This is a genomic window from Streptacidiphilus sp. P02-A3a (assembly GCF_014084105.1).
Taxonomy (GTDB): domain Bacteria; phylum Actinomycetota; class Actinomycetes; order Streptomycetales; family Streptomycetaceae; genus Streptacidiphilus.
The window spans coordinates 9257814-9278123 of sequence record NZ_CP048289.1 but is presented as its reverse complement, the minus strand read 5'-3'; the positions used below and the strand labels follow the sequence as shown (position 1 = coordinate 9278123).

Here is a 20310-nt window from a genome sequence, read left to right as displayed (position 1 = left end):
GTGACGACCTGGATCCGCTGCTACTGGGATGAAGACGATGTCTGGTTCTACTTCGAGGTTGGCAGCGATGGCTGGGTGACCCGCCAAGTCGAACTCCAAGGACCTTGCCTGACACCGATCGCAGCCGCCTCCCTCGACGAATGGCAGCAGGCTCACGACGCAGGCCGCCTCGATGTGTACGACAGCAGGCTCGGGATCACAGCCGAGCTGCCGGTCTCAGAATGGGAAGGCCACGACCCCGAGCAACTCACCTCCGAGGAGGTTCGAGGAAGTCTGGGGCCCAGCCCGTCGCCAGATCGCAGCCCGACTCCGCTGAACCCCTCGGCCCCGCGGAAGCTCCCTGGCATCATCTGGCCATGACCCCGACCCTTCCCCGCACCGTCCGGGCCGTCGACAGCGCGCAGCTCCTGGACCTGGCCCAGGAGGCCGCCATACACGGCTTCAGCCAGCGGCTGCCGGTCGCCTGGCTCCAAGAGCACCTCGCCGCAGAGGCGACACACTACCTGGTCCCCACGCTCGTCCAGCGGTTGAGGCACCGTCCCGAAGTGCCACTGCAGTGGAGGTGCCGGCAGTTGCTGACCGTCACGACCGGCGAACAGATCTGGGGTCTGCTCGACATCCTTCCTGACACCTTCGACAAGCTTCCGGAGACCTTGGACACGGCGTCCAAGAAGGACGTCGTCCACCGCATCGGGCAAGTAGTGACCCAGCGCGAATGGGTGGAGAGGATGGCCGCGGACGCAGACCCTGAGGAATCACCGAGGAACCGCGAGGCGTGAGCAGACGTAGCTGGGAAAAGGCCGTGACGGTGTCGGGGAGTACTCCTATCGTCAGAGCGTGACCGTCACTGCACGGCGGGAGCTGGTGAGCCCCGCAACCCGCAACGCCTTCCGCTCTCTGGCTACGGACCTGACTATCCGGATTGTTGCTGAGCTATGGGAGGACCATGGGTTCGCGCCCATCTCCCCAGATGAGCTGAAGTACCAGGACTCAGGCGCGCGCCGGACCGAGTTCATGCTGTATGCCGAGGGCGTGGACTGGTCCGACCCGAATCACGTTCGTCGCGCCTTCCTGGTCTTCGAGGACTTCATCCGCGCATACCGGAACCCGGACGACCAGGGCACGCCGAAGTGGCTCGACGACATCAGGATCCGCTTGGAACGGGACGGCTTCGCTCTCGACAAGGAGGGGAAGATCTCCTGGACCAGCCCGCCGGTGCTGGCCCGCGACCTCAGCACCCTGAGCGATGCCTCGGGCATCACGATCGAGCTGGAGCGTATTCGACGGGACCTGACCACCGACCCCCAAGGGGCCATTGGCGCGGCCAAGCAGCTCATCGAAGCGACGGCGAAAACCGCTCTTCAAGAGCTGAGTATCGTCGTCGACAAGAACGCCGCGCTACCTGCCTTGATCAGTACAGTCCAGAAGGCACTGAAGCTCGACGCTGCCTCGGCTCCTGATGGCCCCGACGGCAGCAAGGCCGTGAAGAAGATCCTCTCAGGATCGGTGAACATCGCGGTCGGTGTCGCGGAACTCCGTAACCAAGGCTTCGGTAGCGGTCACGGTCAGGCGAGCGCACCATCTGGGCTCGGAGTTCGTCATGCTCGCCTGACGGTCAATGCTGCTGTGACCTGGTGCGAGTTGATTCTCGATACGCTCGCGGACCCTGCCGCTCCGTGGCGCAAAGCTAAGGTCTGATCAACTCCGGAAGAAATCACGGTCACCCCCTACCTGAACGCACCGAGCACCAAAGCTCGATGAGATCGCCACCGGTTGGCGAGCCGACGGCCTCCGCAGCGCGGAGACTCTGGCGACCAGCGCCGAGACCGCACCGAATCTGTCGTACCGGGAAGGCACAATCAGCGCGTGCCTGAAACCTTCGTCGACCTGGGATCTGTCAATGCGCCGTCTGGTGTGCTGGTGCTCGGCATGGCTGGGTGGATCGACTACTGGCGGGAGCTGGGGCAGCCCTTGTCCGAGCGCGCCAGGGCGGTTGCGTCGTCGGGAGGAGGCCATCTTTGTGAGTGGTTCTGCGAGGCGGTCGCGGTGCCGGCCGTTGATGATCGGCCCTTGAGGGTGAGGGCGAGCACCTCACTGTCTGTGCGACATCCCGTGAGTTCATCTGATGCCGGGAGGGCGCCCAGCCTGCTGGCCAGGGCGTTCTGGTGCCCTTTCGATCCGAGCACCCCAGTGAAGGAACTTCAGGATTCATGAAGTAGTCTCAGTCTTCACGATGGTTCCACTTTCCTCGTGAAGCTGAGGAGGCTCGGGTTGGCGCTGGCCGCTGTACGGGATCTGCGCGAGCTCCGGGCGCCGGCCTCGGCTGAAGAGCTGGAGGCGTTCGAGACCGACGTGCTCGCCGGCTTCGTGCTGGCGCGGGCATCGGCGGGGCTGGCGGACGGCACCATCCGCGGCGACGTCGGCAACCTGGAACAGATCCGGACGTGGTTCGGCCGTCCGCTGTGGGACATGGAGCCCCCGGACGCCGACGCGTACTTCGGGCGGGTGCTCCGCGGTTCGCCCAGCGGCACCCGGCTCGCCCGGTCCCAGGCGCTGACCACGTACTTCGCGTTCCTGGAACTGCGGCACAAGATCGAGATCCACCAACTGACCGGCCGGGTGGTGGACTGCCCGATCGACGAGATGAACCGCCCGCGCGGCAGCAAGGACGCCCAGCTGCGGATCCCGCCGACCTCACCCGAGGTGGACAGGCTCTTCAGCGGCTGGGCCGGCGACCTGGCGGTCTGCCGCAAGTTCGGCCCGACCGCCCGCAACTACACCGCTGCCCGGCTCATGGCGGGGGTGGGCCTGCGGGTGAACGAGGCGTGCCGACTGGACCTCGCGGATATCAAGTGGGACCTGGGCCGGTTCGGCAAGCTCCACGTCCGCTACGGCAAGGGCGCCCGGGGCTCGGGGCCGCGCGAGCGGATGGTGCCGCTGATCAACGACGTCGGGCGGACCCTGCGCTGGTTCATCGAGGACGTGTGGGGGCAGTTCGACGACGACCACACCCGGCCCGGCGCCCCACTGTTCCCCTCGGAGCGCAAGAACGCCGACGGCTCGGCCCGCCGGGTGGGCGACGACGCCCTGCGAACGGGCCTGGCCGGGGCGGCGGAGGTCCATCTCCCAGGCTGGGCAGAGAAGTTGACTCCACATGTGCTGCGGCACTTCTGCGCGTCCGAGCTCTACCTGAACGGCATGGACCTCATCGCAATTCAGGAGGTTCTAGGACATTCTTGGATCGCGACGACAATGCGATACGTCCACGTGCACCGCACGCGGGTCGAGGATGCCTGGGTCGCCGGGCAGGAACGCGCCGCACAGCGGCTGGGAGGACTGATCCGATGAGGTGGAACCTGCGACTGACGGCCGCGAGCAAGGGCGTCTGGAAGGCATCCGACCTGCAGCGGAGTCTGGCCGAGCACGGCCTGGTGATCTCCGCCGGCAAAATGTCCGGGCTGTGGTCCGGACAGCCGGTCTCCCTCAAGCTCGACGACCTGGACGTCATCTGCGTCGTGCTGGGCTGCGACATCGGGGACCTGCTGATCCCCCAGCCAGAGACGGTCACCCGCCCCGGCCAGGACACCGTCCAACAGGCCGCGGTCGGCTCCTCGTCCACGGTCGTGCCCAAGCGCCGCGACGGCCGCTCGCTGCCGCCGGCCTGACAGAAGGTCCGCAAGTGGGACACATACGCGCCGACAAGCCGGCTGCCTCGTGCGCAGGGTGTCTGTCGTGGGGACAACTGCCGGGAAGGTTCTGCCGCGGCTGCTACACCTACGGCCAGACCCACGCCGTGGGGACGTGCGCCGGCTGCCGCCGAGAGGTCGCGATCCCCGAGGCGCACGGCTACTGCCGCCTCTGCCGAGCCCAGGCCACCTGGGCGGGCAAGGCCGCGGGCACTACCGGCAGAGACCGCGTGCTGCTGCCGTTCCTGCGGCAGGTCACCCACCAGCAGCTCTTCTTCGCGAACCTGCAGCGGCCCCGCAACGGCGGACCTCCCGTCGGCAAGGCTGGCCGCCGTGCCCTGCGAGTCAAGCCCCTGCCCACCGCCCCGCCGCCCGCGACGCACTGGCACCAGCCCGAACTGTCCACTGCCGCAAGGGACTTCGGTCGGTTCGACCGCAGGCACGCAGACCTCGACAATCCCCGCCTGGTCCGGGCCCGCAAGGAGGCCCTCGCACTGGGCGAAACCCGGGGCTGGACCCGCTGGATCACCAGTGACGTCGACCGCGCCCTGGTCATCGTGCTGTCCGGCCATTCCGAGGGCGAGGTGATCCGGTACTCCGAGCTCTTCCCGCCGCTTCGCAGCCGCGGACTGTCCGTCGTCCACACCGCCGAGGTCCTGGGCCGGCTCGGCCTGTTCATCGACGACCGCACTCCCTCGGTCGACCGCTGGCTCGCGCGCAAACTCCACGGCGTCGCCCCGGGAATCCGCCGCACCGCCGAGGACTGGGCCCGCACCCTGCTCGACGGCGGTCCACGTTCGCAACCACGCGCGCCGGGCACCGCCCGCGGCTACCTCAACGAGGTCCGCCCGGCACTTCTGGACTGGTCAAACCGCTACGACCACCTGCGGGAAGTCACCCGCCAGGACATCCTCGACGTCCGCGACGCGGTCACCGGCAAACAGCGCGAGAGCCGCATCGTCGCACTGCGGTCGCTGTTCCGGCATGCGAAGAAGACCGGCCAGGTCTTCAAGAACCCGACCGTCCGCATCCCCATCGCCAGGCACGCCGGACCCGTCCTCCAGCCCCTGGAACAGGCCGACATCGACGAGGCGGTCACCGCCTCCACCCGCCCGCACACGCGCCTCATCATCGCCCTGGCCGCCGTCCACGCCGCTCGACCGGGCATGATTCGCGCCCTGCGACTCGACGACGTCGACCTCGGCAACCGCCTGATCACGATCGCCGACCACATCCGCCCGCTGGACGACCTCACCCACCACACCCTCATGCAATGGCTGGACTACCGGCGCACCCGCTGGCCGAACACCGCTAACCCCCACCTGCTGATCACCCAGAAGTCCGCCGTCGGGCACGGACCCGTCGGCAAGCTCTGGGTCACCCAAGCCACCCGCAACCTCCCCGCGAACCTGGAACGCCTCCGCGTCGACCGCCAGCTCGAAGAAGCCCTCACCCACGGCCCCGACCCACTCCACCTCGCCCTGGTCTTCGGCATCGACGAGAAGACCGCCATCCGCTACGCGGCCTCCGCCCGACAGCTCCTAGATCCCGATATCGCACCCTAAGAATCTATAGACACTTAGCATGATGATCTATTAATGTATCGACTATGAATTCACTAAGCGAAGACCTGAAGCGAGTCGCCGCTGAACTGCGGGAAGCCCACGATGAACAGGCCCGACTCACGGCGCACATCGCAGGCCTGCTGGCCAAGCAGGAGTCGCTGCAGCGGGCGGCCTTCACCGCGACCGCGCCAGCGGACGCGACTGACCTGGGTCCGATGACGAAGGCCCAGGCAATCGTGGCGATTCTTAAAGGCGCCCCTAGCTCCATGACCCTCCAGGACATCGCGACAGCCCTGACCGATGCGGGAAAATATGCCAAGGCCAGCGGCGTCTCGGTCTATATGGACGGACTACTGAAGGACGGCCTGGCGATCCGAGTAGCCCGTGGCCACTACGTCGCCGCACGGTGACCGCTCCGTCGAAGTGAGCCCACAGCGCGGATGCCCCCAAATGCGGTCGGCGCACCACAGGCTCCCATCGCCGGTTCACTACGAACCCGCTGACCGACAGCTGAGAAGCACGGCGACGGACCCTCGGGTTCCCACTGAGCGACCCTCAGTATCTCTGAACTCACGGGCCTCCCGGCCCTTTCCTCCCGAAGCTACGGCGAAGTGACAAGTAGCTCTCTGTAATCAGAGTGACGCTCGGTCAGGGGTAGCGGGGCGAGGTCCGGGGACTTCGCCGACCTGGAGGGCTGCGAAGTCGACGTGGGCCTGTTCGACGGCTTCGGGGTACGCCTCGCGCTTGGCGTGCTCGGCCAACGCCCGATAGATGCTCGCCATCGAGGGGTTCTGGCCCTTGCGTTTGCCCGTGGGGATGATCAGGTCGGGCTGGATCTGCTCGACGGACTCGCCGCCCGCGCGGCGCCGGAGCATGGTGTGGAGCATGTCGTCGGTGATGACCGGGGGCCGGCCGCCGTGCTTGCCCTTGCGGGCCGCGGTGTCGAGCCCTTCCAGCGTCGACTCGCGGATGTTCTCGCGCTCGGTCTCCGCCATCGCGGCGAAGAACGCGAACAGCAGCGGCGCCGCGCCGGTGGGGTCGTAGATGCCGGGCAGGGGCCCGGCAAGCATCTCCAGGACCAGGCCGTGAGCGGTGAGGTGGTCTGCCAGGGCGGTGAGTTCGGCGGCATCGCGGCCGAGCCGCTTCATCTCGTAGACGGTGAAGATGACCCGGCAGTGCGGGGCATGGGCCTTTATCTCCCGCGCCGTACGCAGCGCCGCCTCGAACTGGGGGCGGACCCGCACGCGGGTGCTGATCTTCTCGCTGAAGATCTTGTCCCGGGGGATGCCGTGCTTGCTGAGGGCGTCGAGTTGGGAGTCGAGTTCTTGGCTGAGGTGCGAGCAGCGGGCGTAGCCGATGCGGATGTCCGCGCTCGGCAGGTCCGGGTCGACGGCCGCGGGGACCGTGTGGCCGGGCCGCCAGGGCTTGCCGGGGTTGCGGTCCGCGGGGGGGTCGGCACCCGCAGCGCCTTCTTCAGCCGGGGCACCTTCGTGAAGCGGCGGGTGGGGTAGGCGGAGGCGACGGCGCCGCCGCGTGAGCGGCACGGCGAGCCGGGCTGAGCGTCACACTTCTGACAGGCGTGCTGTTCGACGTCGTCCGCGTCCGACCGGTCGGTCGGGGAGGGTTGCTGAGGGGCCGTCATGAGCCCGGATTTTCGCACAATGCAAGTCTCAGAAGGGGATCCGTCCCGCTTTTGAGTGAGAACGGGTTCTGCGAACGGATCCAGGTTCGGTGGAGGTCTGGCGGCCCGTTTCTGATCTTGCTCGCGCAAAGGACTGTTTGTGAGAGTAACCGCGCGTGTCAGTCTCCGAAGTCGGCTGCGCAGATGACTGGAGTCAGGTGCACTGAGCACCGCCTCCGCTCGTGGGCCGCCAACCCCTGTCAGCTGCTCAGTCGGGTGGGACGGCTGGGTCGATGATCCGATATCCCACGCCGGGTGTGGTGGCGATGACCGGGGGGTCGCCGAGTTTGCGGCGCAGGCGGCTGATGGTCACCGTGACGGTGTTGGTGAACGGATCGGCGTGTTCGTCCCAGACCTGTTCGAGGAGGTCCTCTGCGCTGAGGAAAGCGGGGCTCGCGTTCAGGAGGGCTTCGAGTACCGCGAATTCCTTGACAGAGAGGTCGAAATGGTGGCCGTCGCGGCTGGCGATGCGGCGCAGCGGGTCGAGTTCGATGCCCGCCACGTTCAGGGTGCGGGACCGGGCGGCGGGGCGGCGGCGGGCCAGGGCGCGGATGCGCAGGACGAGTTCGGGAAAGTGGAAGGGCTTGGCGAGGTAGTCGTCAGCACCCAGGGTCAGGCCGCTGACGCGGTCGCCGGGTGAGTCGGCGGCGGTCAGCATCAGGACCATCACGCGGCCGTCCCGCTCGGTGATCATCTGGCAGAGGGTGTCGCCGTGGATGCCTGGCAGGTCGCGGTCGAGCACGACGACGTCGTACGCGTTGACGTCCAGCTTGGCCGCGGCGTCGAGCCCGTCGTGGGCCACGTCTACGGCCATGCCCTGGTCGCGCAGTCCCTCGGCGATGACTTCGGCGAGGGGGCGGGCGTCCTCGACCACCAGGACTCTCAACGCGCCACGCCCGTCTCTGTGTCGGGGGCTTCCGCTGTCGCCCTGCCGTCTGTACGGGGGAGGGTGATGGTCACGCGCAGGCCGCCGTCGGGGCGGGCGCGCAGGTCCAGGGTGCCGTGGTGGGCCTGGGTGATGGCCGCGACGATGGAGAGGCCGAGGCCGCTGCCCTGGCCGGTGCCGGTACGGTCGGCGCCAAGGCGGCGGAAAGGTTGCGCGAGGTCCGCCACCCGCCGCTGGTCAAGGACCGGCCCACTGGACTCGACGACGAGGGACACTGCGCCCGCGTCGTCTCCTTCGGCCCGTACCGCGACACTGATCCAGCCCCCGGGGTTGTTGTGCGCAATCGCGTTGTCGACCACGTTGTCGGCCGCGCGGCGCAGCAGCGCCTGGCTGCCCCACACCCACGCGGAGTCGTCGCTCCGGTTTTCACGCACGGTCAGTCCCTTGGCCGCGATGTCCTTTGCCCGTCCGGTCAAGGCGGTCAGTGCGAGTTGGCCTAGGGTGAGGCGCGCCGAGTCGGTGAACTCGCCGTGCTGGGTGCGAGCCAGGACGAGGAAGCTCTCCAGCAGCCGGTCCACCTGGTCGAGTTCGGCGCGCATCCGGGCGGCCAGCGTGGCCGTGGTCTCGGGTACCGGGCCCGGCTTAGCGAGGGCCACGTCCAGGGAGGCCCGCATCGTGGTGAGCGGGGTGCGCAGCTCGTGGGAGGCGTTGGCGACGAAGAGGCGCTGGGCGTCGAAGGAGCCCTCCAGGCGGCCGAGGAGGTCGTCGATGGTGTCGGCGAGGTCCTTCACCTCGTCGCCGGGGCCGCCGATGGCCAGGCGTTCGTGCAGGCTGTCGGCGGTGATCCGGCGGGTGGCCGCAGTCATCACGCGCAGCGGGCGCAGCACCCGGCCGGCGACGAACCAGCCGAGGCCGACCGAGATCACCGCCATGACGCCGAGGGCGATAGCGGAGCCGGTCACGATCTGCCGGGACTGGGTGTCGTGCGCCTGGGTCAGCTGCTGCTCCAGCTCGTCGATGCGGCCCTGGGCCTGTGCCGCCGTGGCGGGCTGATCGGTGCCGCCATCGGGGGCAGTCTGGCTGGAGCGCGATCCGCCGGATGCCACCACGGCCGCGATGGCCAGCAGCGCCGTTCCCGACAGCAGGAACAGAGTCACGTACAAGGCGGTGAAGCGGGTGCGGGCAGTGCCACGGCGCAGGCCGAGCCGGGCAGTCAGGCCCGCGAGCCGTCGGGGCGGCCTCCATGTCATCTGCATGCTCCCCTCTCGCCAGTGCACCAGGACACGTACCGGGCCAGGCTAAGCCGAGGCGCCTAACAGCGAGATGACAGTGGCCGTTCGGCCCCTGTAACTCGCTCCGTCACAGGGTGGAGCCCATGAGTGATGAGAGTACGAAGGCGACGATCGAGGTCATGGGTTTGCGTAAACGCTTCGGACCACAGCTGGCTCTGGACGGGATGACGTTCACCGTGCGGCCCGGACGGGTGACCGGTTTCGTCGGCCCGAACGGCGCGGGCAAGTCCACCACCATGCGCGTGATCCTGGGTCTTGACGCAGCTGAGGAGGGAAAGGCCCTGGTCGGCGGGGTGCCGTACCGCACCCTGCGTCGCCCGCTTCGGCATCTGGGGGCACTACTCGACGCCTCCGCGCTGCAGCCGAGCCGTACCGCCCGTAACCACCTGCTGTGGCTGGCCCACTCACAGGGCGTGTCGGCCCGGCGGGTGGACGAGGTTATCGATCAGGCCGGCCTGGGCACGGCGGCCCGGCGCAAGGCCGGCGGCTTCTCGCTGGGCATGCGCCAGCGCCTGGGGATCGCGGCGGTGCTGCTCGGTGACCCGCCGGTGGTCATGCTGGACGAGCCGTTCAACGGCCTCGACCCCGACGGCATCGTGTGGATGTGCGGTTTCCTGTCGTCGCTGGCCCGGCAGGGCCGCGCCGTCCTGGTCTCCAGTCACCTGATGAGCGAACTCGAAGACACCGCGGACCATCTCGTGGTGATCGGCCGCGGCCGGGTCGTCGCGGACACCAGCGTGTCCGAGCTGCTCGCCGAGGCGTCCGGCGGCCGGGTCACCCTGCGTACCTCCGCGCCTCCGCGAGCCGCCCAGGTCCTGGACGGCGCGGGCGCCACCGTTTTCGCCACCGGCCCCGACACCCTCGGCGTCACGGGCCTGCCCGACGAGGAGATCGTGGCCCTGCTCGCCCGGAACGGGGTGCCGTTCTCCCAGGTGTCCGCGCACCGGGCGACGCTCGAAGAGGCGTACATGGCGCTCACCCGGGACGCGGTGGAATACCGGGGCATCCCGGCGGGGGAGGCCACGCGATGACAGCCACCCTCACCCCTCGCCCCCCGGCCGCAGGGCGCGCTGAGCGGAGCGGGTTCCTCAGGACGCTGCACGCCGAGTGGACGAAGTTCCGTACGGTACGCGGCTGGGTCCTCGCCATGGCAGGGGCGCTCCTGGTGACGATCGTGGTCGGCCTGCTCGGCACGGCCGCCCCCGCCCCCGGCGGTCGCGGCGCCGACTCCGCCTCGTATCCGAAGGGCCCCGGCGGCGAGGCCGTCAATGACAGCTTCTACTTCGTCCACAGGACGCTCACCGGCGACGGCGCCCTCACCGTTCCCCTGCGGTCGCTGACCGGTGTGGCCGACACCGGGATCGGCAAGACGGCCCAGGGCGCCCAGCCCTGGGCGAAGGCCGGGGTCATCGTGAAGGAAAGCCTCACGCAGGGATCCCCGTACGCGGCGGTCATGGCCACCGGCGGTCACGGCGTGCGCATGCAGTACGACTACACGCACGACACGACGGGTCCTTCCGGCAAGGTCACCCAGGAGTCCCCGCGCTGGCTGCGCCTGGTCCGCTCCGGCGACAGCCTCACCGGTTACGCCTCCACCGACGGCTCCCACTGGACCAAGGTCGGCCATGCGAAGCTGCCTGGGCTTGCGCGCACCGTGCAGGCCGGGCTCTTCGCCACGTCACCGCAGGCGAAGCAGGACACCGCGGCGGGCACGGGCTTCAGCCCCGCCGTGGCCACCGGCACCTTCGGCCGTCCCGGCCTCACCGGCGGCTGGTCCCAGAGCGCGTGGAGCGGCACACAGGTGGGTGGCGACGCGGGCACCTCCGGCAGCTACACGAACACCACCAAGGGCGGCTTCACCCAGACCGACGGCGGCGGGTTCACCGTGACCGGGGCCGGTGACATCGCACCGGTCGTCGGCGGGCCCGCCATGGGCGTCGGCTTCTCCGTCGAGAACTTCCTCGTCGGCACATTCGCCGGGCTGATCGTGGTGATCGCCGTGGGCACGGTGTTCATCACCGGCGAGTACCGGCGCGGTCTGCTGCGTACGACCATGGCGGCAACCCCCCTGCGGGGCCGGGTGCTTGGTGCCAAGGCGCTGGTGGCCGGGGGCGTCGCGTTCGCCATCGGCCTGGTGGCCGCCGTGATCACCATTCCCATCGGGGAACGCAGCGCGCGCGGCAGGGGCTTCCATGTCTTCCCCGTCACGTCGGCGACCGAAGTGCGCGTCATGGTCGGCACCGGCCTGCTCTGCGCAGCCGCCGTCGTGCTCGCTCTCAGCGTCGGTGCCCTGCTGCGGCGCAGCGGCACGGCGGTCGCCCTGGTCATCGCGTCGATCGTGCCGCCCTTCCTGCTTGCCACCTCCGGCGTACTGCCCCCGGGCGTCTCGGAGTGGCTGCTGCGGGTGACCCCGGCTGCGGGCTTCGCCATCCAGCAGACCCTGCCGCAGTACGCGCAGGTGCTCAGCGTGTACGAGCCGTCGACCGGCTACTACCCGCTGGCGCCATGGGCCGGCCTCGCCGTGCTGTGCGGATACGCCGCGCTCGCCTTCGGCCTGGCCGTGGTGCGGCTGCGCGGGAGGGACGTATGAGTCTCCTGAGAAGTGCACGACTCACGAGCACGGCGGACGGCGCGTGGCGAGGGGACTTCGGCCGCGCCCTGCGCGCGGAGTGGACGAAGCTGCGCACCACAGGGGACATGGGCAGGTTGCTCCTGCTCGCCGTCGCGCTGACCGTGGCCCTCGGCTGCGGCACCGCCAAGGCCGTGAAGTGCCCGGATACGGGGTGCGGCCAGGACGCCGTCAAGCTCGCCCTGACCGGCGTCACCGTCGGGCAGGCGGTCATCGCCGTCCTCGCGGTGCTGGCCGTCAGCGGCGAGTACGGCACCGGAATGATCCGCACCACACTCACGGCGGTGCCGAACCGGCTCACCGTCCTCACCGCCAAGGCGACGGTCCTCACCACGGTCGTCCTGATCTCCGGGACGGCTGCCGTCCTCGCCTCACTCCTTGCCGGCCGCTACATCCTGCCCGGCAACGGATTCACCGAGGCTCACGGCTATGCCCCGCTGTCCCTGGCCGACGGCCCGACCCTGCGCGCGGCCGTGGGTTCGGTCCTCTACCTCGTCCTGATCGCCCTGATCGGTCTCGGCGTGGCGACGGCGGTACGGGAGGCGGCGACCGCCATCGGGATCGTGCTCGGGCTGCTCTATCTCTTCCCGGTCGTCACCCAGGTGGTCAACGACCCGGAGTGGCAGCGGCACCTCCAGCAGATCTCGCCCATGACCGCCGGACTCGCGGTCCAAGCCACCGTCCATCTGCACGAGCTGCCCATCGGCCCATGGGCCGGCCTGGGCGTGCTCGCCACGTGGGCCGCGGCCGCGCTGCTGGTCGGCAGCCTGCTGCTGCACAGGCGCGACGCGTAGCCGAATCGAGCCGACCACGAGCGCGGTGGATTCGGGCCCCTACCCGGCCCGGCGCCACACCCGCTCAACGATCCAGCCGAGCGGGAGCGACGCCGGGCTGGCGGGTCTTCAGGATGCCGACCCGGACCCACCGTCCGCCGCCCATCGGGCGGCTTCCGCCTCGGGCACGGTGCGGGGGCCGGGCATTATGGACGCCGCGGCGGCGAGGGCGAGGTGCGAGTTCATGTCCAGCTCGAACCGACCGTAGGGGTTCACGTGGGTCCAGAACAGTGGGGACAGGGCCCGCCGGTCGGCGTCGGTGAGCCGCTTCTGCCACTTCTCCTCGCTCAGGATGTCCTGGAGGAGCAGGGTGTTGACGTGCACCAGAGCGGACTGGAGCAGGTGCAGAGCGAGCATGGACACCTCCTGGGACTCCTTGTCGGAGCCGGTCAGGTCGCCGTCCTTGCCGTAGAACAGGTCGTGGTTGGCGGAGTTCCAGTTCTCCACGACCTGGAGCCCGTCGTTGATCTCGCGCCGCAGGTCGGCGTCGGCGAGGTAGTAGCAGATGAACGCCGTACGCACTGCCCGCCCGAGTTCCTCAATCGCGCGATAAGTGGGGTGCTTGGGCCCACCGCGGGTGAAGCGACGCAGGACCTGCTCAGCCTCGGCCGTGCCCAAGCGCAGGGCGGTGGTGTACTTCACGATCTGGTCGTACTGCTGGCGGATCAGGTCCCAGTCGATCGTCTTGGTCGACAGCACCGGCGCCAGGTGCGGCCACTTCTCGTCCTCCCCGGCCGCCGGCCGGTACAGCCGCGCCGAGCCGACGTTCTTCAGCCTGGGGAGCAGGTTGAAGCCGAGCATGTGAGCGAAGGCGAACCCGACGATGGAGGCGCCGTGCGTGTCGGTGTACTGCCGGTCGATCTCCACGTCCGTGCAGTGCCGCAGGACGCCCTCGATCATCGAGGCTACCTCGGAGGCCGAGCACGATTTGAGCTGGCTGTAGACGCATAGCGACTTCTTCTCGACGTGCCAGTAGATCATCACGCCGGGGCCGCGGTACCGCTGGTGCCACTCGGTCATGAAGTTCGAGCTCCAGGAGCCGAACTTCTTGGAGTCGCTCGCGCAGGCGGTGCCCTCGCCCCACCACGCGGCATCGCGGGCGGCGAAGGTGGCGTTGACCAGCCGCACCAGCGCCGCGCGCAGGTTGGTCCGGTTGACGAACAGGTGCCGTACTCGGCGCAGGACGGCCTCGCTCTCGCCGTGTTTGCCGGTGACTGCGACCCGTTTGATGCCCATGTTTGTCCCCAGCGCGAACAGCACCAGCAGCAGCCGGCGCCGCAGCACCGCCTTCGGGACCGCCTCCCTGGTGGCGACCGAGGTGAACTCGCCGGTGAAGCCGGTGGCGAACTCGGCCTCCTTGAGGATGTCGATCAGGTCGATGGTGCCCCAGCGGCGTTCGATCTCCGCCTTCAGGGCGACGAGGTTCTCCGGCTCCTCCTGCTTGCCCAGCGGCGAGACCTTGATCCACGGCTCGCCGTGCTTCCTGACGATGTCCACCCCGCCCGTGGTGCCCAGTTCCAGCGCGGTGTCGAAGAGGGTCAGGGCCTCGCGCAGCCTCTTCTCCAGGGCCTCGATGAACTTCTCCGGGTCCTGCGGCTGACGGATCGCGTCGTAGCGCACATCGCGGTTGTCCTCGAAGTCCGGTGGCAGATCGTCCTCCGGGTTCTGCCACCGGTTCGCGCCCGGCACCCAGATCTCCCGCCGCCGCAGCGCCTCCCGCAGCGCCACGAGCACGCACAGCTCGTACGGAATGCGCTCGACCCGGCCGCGCTCATCCACGACTGCCTTGCGCCACTCCTCGCGCACCACCCCGGCCAGCGGGATCTTCTCCGCCTCGTCGAAGAACGCCCCCTCCTTCGCGATGGGCTGGTCCAGGTACCGCTTGAGCAGGTCGATGGCGTCCATCACCGGCCGGTAGGCGGTGTTGTTGCACTTCAGCTCCAGCGCGTTCAGCAGCGGCGAGAGCATCCGCCGCCAGTGGTTCGAGTACGACGAGCGCAGCACCGTACGCACCCGGGCCCGGTAGCGGGCCTCGTTCGCCGCGGCCTCCGCCGCCAGCGCCTTCAGCGTGGACTCCCCGGCCACCGGATAGATCACCTTGCGGACCGTGCCGCCCGGCTCCGCGACCGCCGCCTCCGCCAGCCGTAGCAGGATGCCCTCCTTGCCGCGGACCCGCTTGAGTTCCTTGTTCAACTCGCCCTCGACCTTCTTCTCCGCCCGTGTGTTGATCTTCTGCACGAGCTGGATGAACAGCTCCACCAGCGAGTCGGTGATCTCTGTCTCCCGCACGTGGCACAGCGCGGCCAGCAGCGTGTACCGCACCGGCGGCGGCGCCGCCCGCAGGTCCGAGGGGTACTCCTTCGACGCCCGCGCCCGCCAGGCCGCCACCAGCTTCTCCGACACATCCCCGAACAGCTCCGGAGCCAGCTCCAGCGCACGCACCCGCTGGAGCTTGTTCACCTCCGCCAGCAGACTGTCCAGGCCCAGCGCGCCCGGGTCCGCCTTCAGCTCCGTGAAGAACGTGCCCCCGCCACCCGCGCTCTCCTCGTCCGCGCTGGCGTCCTCGGCGATCAGGTCGTCCAGCCGCGACCGGGTCGCCGCCGACAGCCGGCCCACCGTGGTCGCGCAGAACCGTTCCTCGAAGGTGCTGACAGCCCTGCCCACCAGCCGGGCGATCTGTCCTGGGGCCGGCGGCTCCAGCCGGTCCTTGCGGCAGCGGGCCACCACCGCCTCCGCCAGCCGCTCCCTGGACAGCTCCACCCCGCACAGCTCCACCGCCAACCACTCGGCGAGCTGGCCCTGGTCCTCCTCCGTGCACTCACGGAAGCCGAACGCGCCCCGGATCTCCATCCGATGCCGCTTGATCGCCCGCCCGCCCAGTCGTACGCGGCCCACTCCTCTGCCGCCACCTTCACCTGCTGAGCGACGTACGACACCGCTGGCACCGGGATCTCTCCCCGGCGTCCTCCGGGAACCGGGCCTCCACCTCGAAGAACTTCAGCAACAGCGCGAACCCCAACCGGTTCGCCCCCGACTTGTTCCGCAGCCGCTCCTGGTCCTCCTCCAGCAGCGTCCAGACCTCGATCAGGTCCTCCGGCTCCCACTCCTGCCGCACCCCGCGCTCCTTCCGGTCGTCATGACCGGACCAACCTCGCCGAGCACGGCCCGCGATGAGCCCAGAAGATCAGAAGCCCTGACAAGCACACCCCAGATCCGCTACAGAGAGCTACTTGTCACTTCGCCGTAGCTTCGGGAGGAAAGGGCCGGGAGGCCCGTGAGTTCAGAGATACTGAGGGTCGCTCAGTGGGAACCCGAGGGTCCGTCGCCGTGCTTCTCAGCTGTCGGTCAGCGGGTTCGTAGTGAACCGGCGATGGGAGCCTGTGGTGCGCCGACCGCATTTGGGGGCATCCGCGCTGTGGGCTCACTTCGACGGAGCGGTCACCGTGCGGCGACGTAGTGGCCACGGGCTACTCGGATCGCCAGGCCGTCCTTCAGTAGTCCGTCCATATAGACCGAGACGCCGCTGGCCTTGGCATATTTTCCCGCATCGGTCAGGGCTGTCGCGATGTCCTGGAGGGTCATGGAGCTAGGGGCGCCTTTAAGAATCGCCACGATTGCCTGGGCCTTCGTCATCGGACCCAGGTCAGTCGCGTCCGCTGGCGCGGTCGCGGTGAAGGCCGCCCGCTGCAGCGACTCCTGCTTGGCCAGCAGGCCTGCGATGTGCGCCGTGAGTCGGGCCTGTTCATCGTGGGCTTCCCGCAGTTCAGCGGCGACTCGCTTCAGGTCTTCGCTTAGTGAATTCATAGTCGATACATTAATAGATCATCATGCTAAGTGTCTATAGATTCTTAGGGTGCGATATCGGGATCTAGGAGCTGTCGGGCGGAGGCCGCGTAGCGGATGGCGGTCTTCTCGTCGATGCCGAAGACCAGGGCGAGGTGGAGTGGGTCGGGGCCGTGGGTGAGGGCTTCTTCGAGCTGGCGGTCGACGCGGAGGCGTTCCAGGTTCGCGGGGAGGTTGCGGGTGGCTTGGGTGACCCAGAGCTTGCCGACGGGTCCGTGCCCGACGGCGGACTTCTGGGTGATCAGCAGGTGGGGGTTAGCGGTGTTCGGCCAGCGGGTGCGCCGGTAGTCCAGCCATTGCATGAGGGTGTGGTGGGTGAGGTCGTCCAGCGGGCGGATGTGGTCGGCGATCGTGATCAGGCGGTTGCCGAGGTCGACGTCGTCGAGTCGCAGGGCGCGAATCATGCCCGGTCGAGCGGCGTGGACGGCGGCCAGGGCGATGATGAGGCGCGTGTGCGGGCGGGTGGAGGCGGTGACCGCCTCGTCGATGTCGGCCTGTTCCAGGGGCTGGAGGACGGGTCCGGCGTGCCTGGCGATGGGGATGCGGACGGTCGGGTTCTTGAAGACCTGGCCGGTCTTCTTCGCATGCCGGAACAGCGACCGCAGTGCGACGATGCGGCTCTCGCGCTGTTTGCCGGTGACCGCGTCGCGGACGTCGAGGATGTCCTGGCGGGTGACTTCCCGCAGGTGGTCGTAGCGGTTTGACCAGTCCAGAAGTGCCGGGCGGACCTCGTTGAGGTAGCCGCGGGCGGTGCCCGGCGCGCGTGGTTGCGAACGTGGACCGCCGTCGAGCAGGGTGCGGGCCCAGTCCTCGGCGGTGCGGCGGATTCCCGGGGCGACGCCGTGGAGTTTGCGCGCGAGCCAGCGGTCGACCGAGGGAGTGCGGTCGTCGATGAACAGGCCGAGCCGGCCCAGGACCTCGGCGGTGTGGACGACGGACAGTCCGCGGCTGCGAAGCGGCGGGAAGAGCTCGGAGTACCGGATCACCTCGCCCTCGGAATGGCCGGACAGCACGATGACCAGGGCGCGGTCGACGTCACTGGTGATCCAGCGGGTCCAGCCCCGGGTTTCGCCCAGTGCGAGGGCCTCCTTGCGGGCCCGGACCAGGCGGGGATTGTCGAGGTCTGCGTGCCTGCGGTCGAACCGACCGAAGTCCCTTGCGGCAGTGGACAGTTCGGGCTGGTGCCAGTGCGTCGCGGGCGGCGGGGCGGTGGGCAGGGGCTTGACTCGCAGGGCACGGCGGCCAGCCTTGCCGACGGGAGGTCCGCCGTTGCGGGGCCGCTGCAGGTTCGCGAAGAAGAGCTGCTGGTGGGTGACCTGCCGCAGGAACGGCAGCAGCACGCGGTCTCTGCCGGTAGTGCCCGCGGCCTTGCCCGCCCAGGTGGCCTGGGCTCGGCAGAGGCGGCAGTAGCCGTGCGCCTCGGGGATCGCGACCTCTCGGCGGCAGCCGGCGCACGTCCCCACGGCGTGGGTCTGGCCGTAGGTGTAGCAGCCGCGGCAGAACCTTCCCGGCAGTTGTCCCCACGACAGACACCCTGCGCACGAGGCAGCCGGCTTGTCGGCGCGTATGTGTCCCACTTGCGGACCTTCTGTCAGGCCGGCGGCAGCGAGCGGCCGTCGCGGCGCTTGGGCACGACCGTGGACGAGGAGCCGACCGCGGCCTGTTGGACGGTGTCCTGGCCGGGGCGGGTGACCGTCTCTGGCTGGGGGATCAGCAGGTCCCCGATGTCGCAGCCCAGCACGACGCAGATGACGTCCAGGTCGTCGAGCTTGAGGGAGACCGGCTGTCCGGACCACAGCCCGGACATTTTGCCGGCGGAGATCACCAGGCCGTGCTCGGCCAGACTCCGCTGCAGGTCGGATGCCTTCCAGACGCCCTTGCTCGCGGCCGTCAGTCGCAGGTTCCACCTCATCGGATCAGTCCTCCCAGCCGCTGTGCGGCGCGTTCCTGCCCGGCGACCCAGGCATCCTCGACCCGCGTGCGGTGCACGTGGACGTATCGCATTGTCGTCGCGATCCAAGAATGTCCTAGAACCTCCTGAATTGCGATGAGGTCCATGCCGTTCAGGTAGAGCTCGGACGCGCAGAAGTGCCGCAGCACATGTGGAGTCAACTTCTCTGCCCAGCCTGGGAGATGGACCTCCGCCGCCCCGGCCAGGCCCGTTCGCAGGGCGTCGTCGCCCACCCGGCGGGCCGAGCCGTCGGCGTTCTTGCGCTCCGAGGGGAACAGTGGGGCGCCGGGCCGGGTGTGGTCGTCGTCGAACTGCCCCCACACGTCCTCGATGAACCAGCGCAGGGTCCGCCCGACGTCGTTGATCAGCGGCACCATCCGCTCGCGCGGCCCCGAGCCCCGGGCGCCCTTGCCGTAGCGGACGTGGAGCTTGCCGAACCGGCCCAGGTCCCACTTGATATCCGCGAGGTCCAGTCGGCACGCCTCGTTCACCCGCAGGCCCACCCCCGCCATGAGCCGGGCAGCGGTGTAGTTGCGGGCGGTCGGGCCGAACTTGCGGCAGACCGCCAGGTCGCCGGCCCAGCCGCTGAAGAGCCTGTCCACCTCGGGTGAGGTCGGCGGGATCCGCAGCTGGGCGTCCTTGCTGCCGCGCGGGCGGTTCATCTCGTCGATCGGGCAGTCCACCACCCGGCCGGTCAGTTGGTGGATCTCGATCTTGTGCCGCAGTTCCAGGAACGCGAAGTACGTGGTCAGCGCCTGGGACCGGGCGAGCCGGGTGCCGCTGGGCGAACCGCGGAGCACCCGCCCGAAGTACGCGTCGGCGTCCGGGGGCTCCATGTCCCACAGCGGACGGCCGAACCACGTCCGGATCTGTTCCAGGTTGCCGACGTCGCCGCGGATGGTGCCGTCCGCCAGCCCCGCCGATGCCCGCGCCAGCACGAAGCCGGCGAGCACGTCGGTCTCGAACGCCTCCAGCTCTTCAGCCGAGGCCGGCGCCCGGAGCTCGCGCAGATCCCGTACAGCGGCCAGCGCCAACCCGAGCCTCCTCAGCTTCACGAGGAAAGTGGAACCATCGTGAAGACTGAGACTACTTCATGAATCCTGAAGTTCCTTCACTGGGGTGCTCGGATCGAAAGGGCACCAGAACGCCCTGGCCAGCAGGCTGGGCGCCCTCCCGGCATCAGATGAACTCACGGGATGTCGCACACCCCGTTCGACGAGGAACCGGCGATCGCGACCTTGGAGATTAGCCTCGGACTCAGATGGCCCGAAACCACGAACCGATCGGTGTCGGTCCGGCTTGGGGACCTGCCCGTCGACCGGTGCGGCATGGTCATCGGCGACGCCTCGGGGCTGGACGCGTGGACGGGAATGAACGACCAGCCGGCCGACGGGCTCGCCGACGTCACTTACTGGGGCCGGTACGCGGACGATGCACATGCGCAGTTCGGTGGCGGACGTATCGCGCAGTACGGCGTCGACGGACCGCACGGCTGGCTCGACCTTCCGCTGGCCGAGGCAGCCGCACGCGCGTCCGAACTCACCGCCTGGTGCGACCGCCTCCACGGCAAGGGCCTCATGGTCTCGATCGACAAGCACACCGACTACCACCGCTTCCGGCGGGCCGGGTGGCACCACCCGCTCCGCGCCGGAGCGATCGATGTCAGCGGCTGCCAGGTGCTCGGCATTGAATGGGACCAAGGCGACCACTCGATCAGACACCACGGTGAGCGAGAAGCGGGCCAGGTCTATCCAGTCACGCTCGAAGCCGACGAGACGGGCGAGATGGTGATGCGATGGATCATCCCGCCCTACGACTTCGACGACGAAGACGAGCAAGGAGCCATGCTCTGCGGTCCGCAATGGTCGTGAGACTGATCAACGGCAACACATATTGAGGCAGATCTAGGAGTCCGTCGAGGTTCGTGGATGGAGGCGGGCTACC

The 20310-nt window shown here is 69.0% G+C and carries 19 protein-coding genes and 1 pseudogene; 11 read left to right on the top strand and 9 right to left on the bottom strand.

Going from position 1 to position 20310, the window contains the following annotated elements; genetic code table 11:
• The 7 genes and pseudogenes from GXP74_RS39675 (at position 1) to GXP74_RS39645 (ending at position 5661) form a co-directional block, all read left to right on the top strand.
• Positions 1 to 316, top strand: a pseudogene (locus GXP74_RS39675) (hypothetical protein).
• Positions 317 to 356: 40 nt separating this feature from the next.
• Positions 357 to 779, top strand: a complete 423-nt coding sequence (locus GXP74_RS39670) for a hypothetical protein (RefSeq protein ID WP_182456007.1) — start codon at positions 357 to 359, stop codon at positions 777 to 779.
• A gap of 58 nt (positions 780 to 837) precedes the next feature.
• The gene (locus tag GXP74_RS39665) at positions 838 to 1698 is read left to right on the top strand and encodes an abortive infection family protein (RefSeq protein WP_182456005.1); all 861 of its coding nucleotides are present in this window, start codon (positions 838 to 840) and stop codon (positions 1696 to 1698) included.
• Between the two features lie 552 nt (positions 1699 to 2250).
• The gene (locus GXP74_RS39660; protein WP_225448232.1) at positions 2251 to 3348 is read left to right on the top strand and encodes a site-specific integrase; all 1098 of its coding nucleotides are present in this window, start codon (positions 2251 to 2253) and stop codon (positions 3346 to 3348) included.
• Positions 3345 to 3665 carry a helix-turn-helix transcriptional regulator gene (locus GXP74_RS39655; protein ID WP_182453932.1) on the top strand — a complete coding sequence of 107 codons (321 nt, stop codon included), beginning with the start codon at positions 3345 to 3347 and terminating at the stop codon, positions 3663 to 3665. The genes GXP74_RS39660 and GXP74_RS39655 overlap by 4 nt, the downstream gene beginning before the upstream one ends.
• Before the next feature lie 128 nt (positions 3666 to 3793).
• Positions 3794 to 5251 carry a hypothetical protein gene (locus GXP74_RS39650; RefSeq protein WP_182453933.1) on the top strand — a complete coding sequence of 486 codons (1458 nt, stop codon included), beginning with the start codon at positions 3794 to 3796 and terminating at the stop codon, positions 5249 to 5251.
• Positions 5252 to 5295: 44 nt separating this feature from the next.
• Positions 5296 to 5661 (top strand): hypothetical protein, encoded by a 366-nt coding sequence (locus GXP74_RS39645; RefSeq protein ID WP_182453934.1) that lies wholly within the window; start codon positions 5296 to 5298, stop codon positions 5659 to 5661.
• A gap of 222 nt (positions 5662 to 5883) precedes the next feature.
• Here GXP74_RS39645 and GXP74_RS39640 read toward each other — a convergent pair whose 3' ends face one another.
• The 3 genes from GXP74_RS39640 to GXP74_RS39630 all read right to left on the bottom strand — a co-directional run bounded on the left by GXP74_RS39640 (position 5884) and on the right by GXP74_RS39630 (position 9068).
• Positions 5884 to 6795 carry a recombinase family protein gene (locus GXP74_RS39640; RefSeq protein ID WP_225448519.1) on the bottom strand — a complete coding sequence of 304 codons (912 nt, stop codon included), beginning with the start codon at positions 6793 to 6795 and terminating at the stop codon, positions 5884 to 5886.
• Positions 6796 to 7140: 345 nt separating this feature from the next.
• The gene (locus GXP74_RS39635) at positions 7141 to 7818 is read right to left on the bottom strand and encodes a response regulator transcription factor (protein WP_192045219.1); all 678 of its coding nucleotides are present in this window, start codon (positions 7816 to 7818) and stop codon (positions 7141 to 7143) included.
• The gene (locus GXP74_RS39630) at positions 7815 to 9068 is read right to left on the bottom strand and encodes a cell wall metabolism sensor histidine kinase WalK (RefSeq protein WP_225448518.1); all 1254 of its coding nucleotides are present in this window, start codon (positions 9066 to 9068) and stop codon (positions 7815 to 7817) included. The genes GXP74_RS39635 and GXP74_RS39630 overlap by 4 nt, the downstream gene beginning before the upstream one ends.
• A gap of 125 nt (positions 9069 to 9193) precedes the next feature.
• Between GXP74_RS39630 and GXP74_RS39625 the strand changes: the two genes are divergently transcribed.
• From GXP74_RS39625 to GXP74_RS39615, 3 genes are all read left to right on the top strand, one after another.
• Entirely contained in the window at positions 9194 to 10141 is a 948-nt protein-coding gene (locus GXP74_RS39625) for an ABC transporter ATP-binding protein (protein WP_182456002.1), read from the top strand.
• Positions 10138 to 11700 carry an ABC transporter permease subunit gene (locus GXP74_RS39620; RefSeq protein WP_182455998.1) on the top strand — a complete coding sequence of 521 codons (1563 nt, stop codon included), beginning with the start codon at positions 10138 to 10140 and terminating at the stop codon, positions 11698 to 11700. Before GXP74_RS39625 ends, GXP74_RS39620 begins: the two co-directional genes overlap by 4 nt.
• Positions 11701 to 11807: 107 nt before the next feature.
• Positions 11808 to 12533: an ABC transporter permease subunit gene (locus GXP74_RS39615; protein ID WP_225448517.1), complete on the top strand. Its 726-nt coding sequence runs from the start codon at positions 11808 to 11810 to the stop codon at positions 12531 to 12533.
• A 108-nt stretch (positions 12534 to 12641) separates the two neighbouring features.
• Here the strand turns inward: GXP74_RS39615 and GXP74_RS39610 are convergent, their stop codons facing one another.
• The 6 genes from GXP74_RS39610 to GXP74_RS39590 form a co-directional block, all read right to left on the bottom strand.
• Complete coding sequence (locus GXP74_RS39610) at positions 12642 to 15467, bottom strand: Tn3 family transposase (RefSeq protein WP_255528216.1); 2826 nt, start codon at positions 15465 to 15467, stop codon at positions 12642 to 12644.
• A gap of 16 nt (positions 15468 to 15483) precedes the next feature.
• Positions 15484 to 15687, bottom strand: a complete 204-nt coding sequence (locus GXP74_RS41745; protein ID WP_255528215.1) for a DUF4158 domain-containing protein — start codon at positions 15685 to 15687, stop codon at positions 15484 to 15486.
• A gap of 323 nt (positions 15688 to 16010) precedes the next feature.
• The gene (locus tag GXP74_RS39605; protein WP_182453934.1) at positions 16011 to 16376 is read right to left on the bottom strand and encodes a hypothetical protein; all 366 of its coding nucleotides are present in this window, start codon (positions 16374 to 16376) and stop codon (positions 16011 to 16013) included.
• Positions 16377 to 16420: 44 nt separating this feature from the next.
• Positions 16421 to 17878 (bottom strand): hypothetical protein, encoded by a 1458-nt coding sequence (locus tag GXP74_RS39600; protein ID WP_182453933.1) that lies wholly within the window; start codon positions 17876 to 17878, stop codon positions 16421 to 16423.
• A 128-nt stretch (positions 17879 to 18006) separates the two neighbouring features.
• Entirely contained in the window at positions 18007 to 18327 is a 321-nt protein-coding gene (locus GXP74_RS39595; RefSeq protein ID WP_182453932.1) for a helix-turn-helix transcriptional regulator, read from the bottom strand.
• Positions 18324 to 19421: a site-specific integrase gene (locus GXP74_RS39590; protein WP_225448232.1), complete on the bottom strand. Its 1098-nt coding sequence runs from the start codon at positions 19419 to 19421 to the stop codon at positions 18324 to 18326. Before GXP74_RS39590 ends, GXP74_RS39595 begins: the two co-directional genes overlap by 4 nt.
• 141 nt (positions 19422 to 19562) lie before the next feature.
• Between GXP74_RS39590 and GXP74_RS41360 the strand changes: the two genes are divergently transcribed.
• The gene (locus GXP74_RS41360; protein WP_225448516.1) at positions 19563 to 20237 is read left to right on the top strand and encodes a hypothetical protein; all 675 of its coding nucleotides are present in this window, start codon (positions 19563 to 19565) and stop codon (positions 20235 to 20237) included.
• The last annotated feature ends 73 nt before the right edge of the window (positions 20238 to 20310 follow it).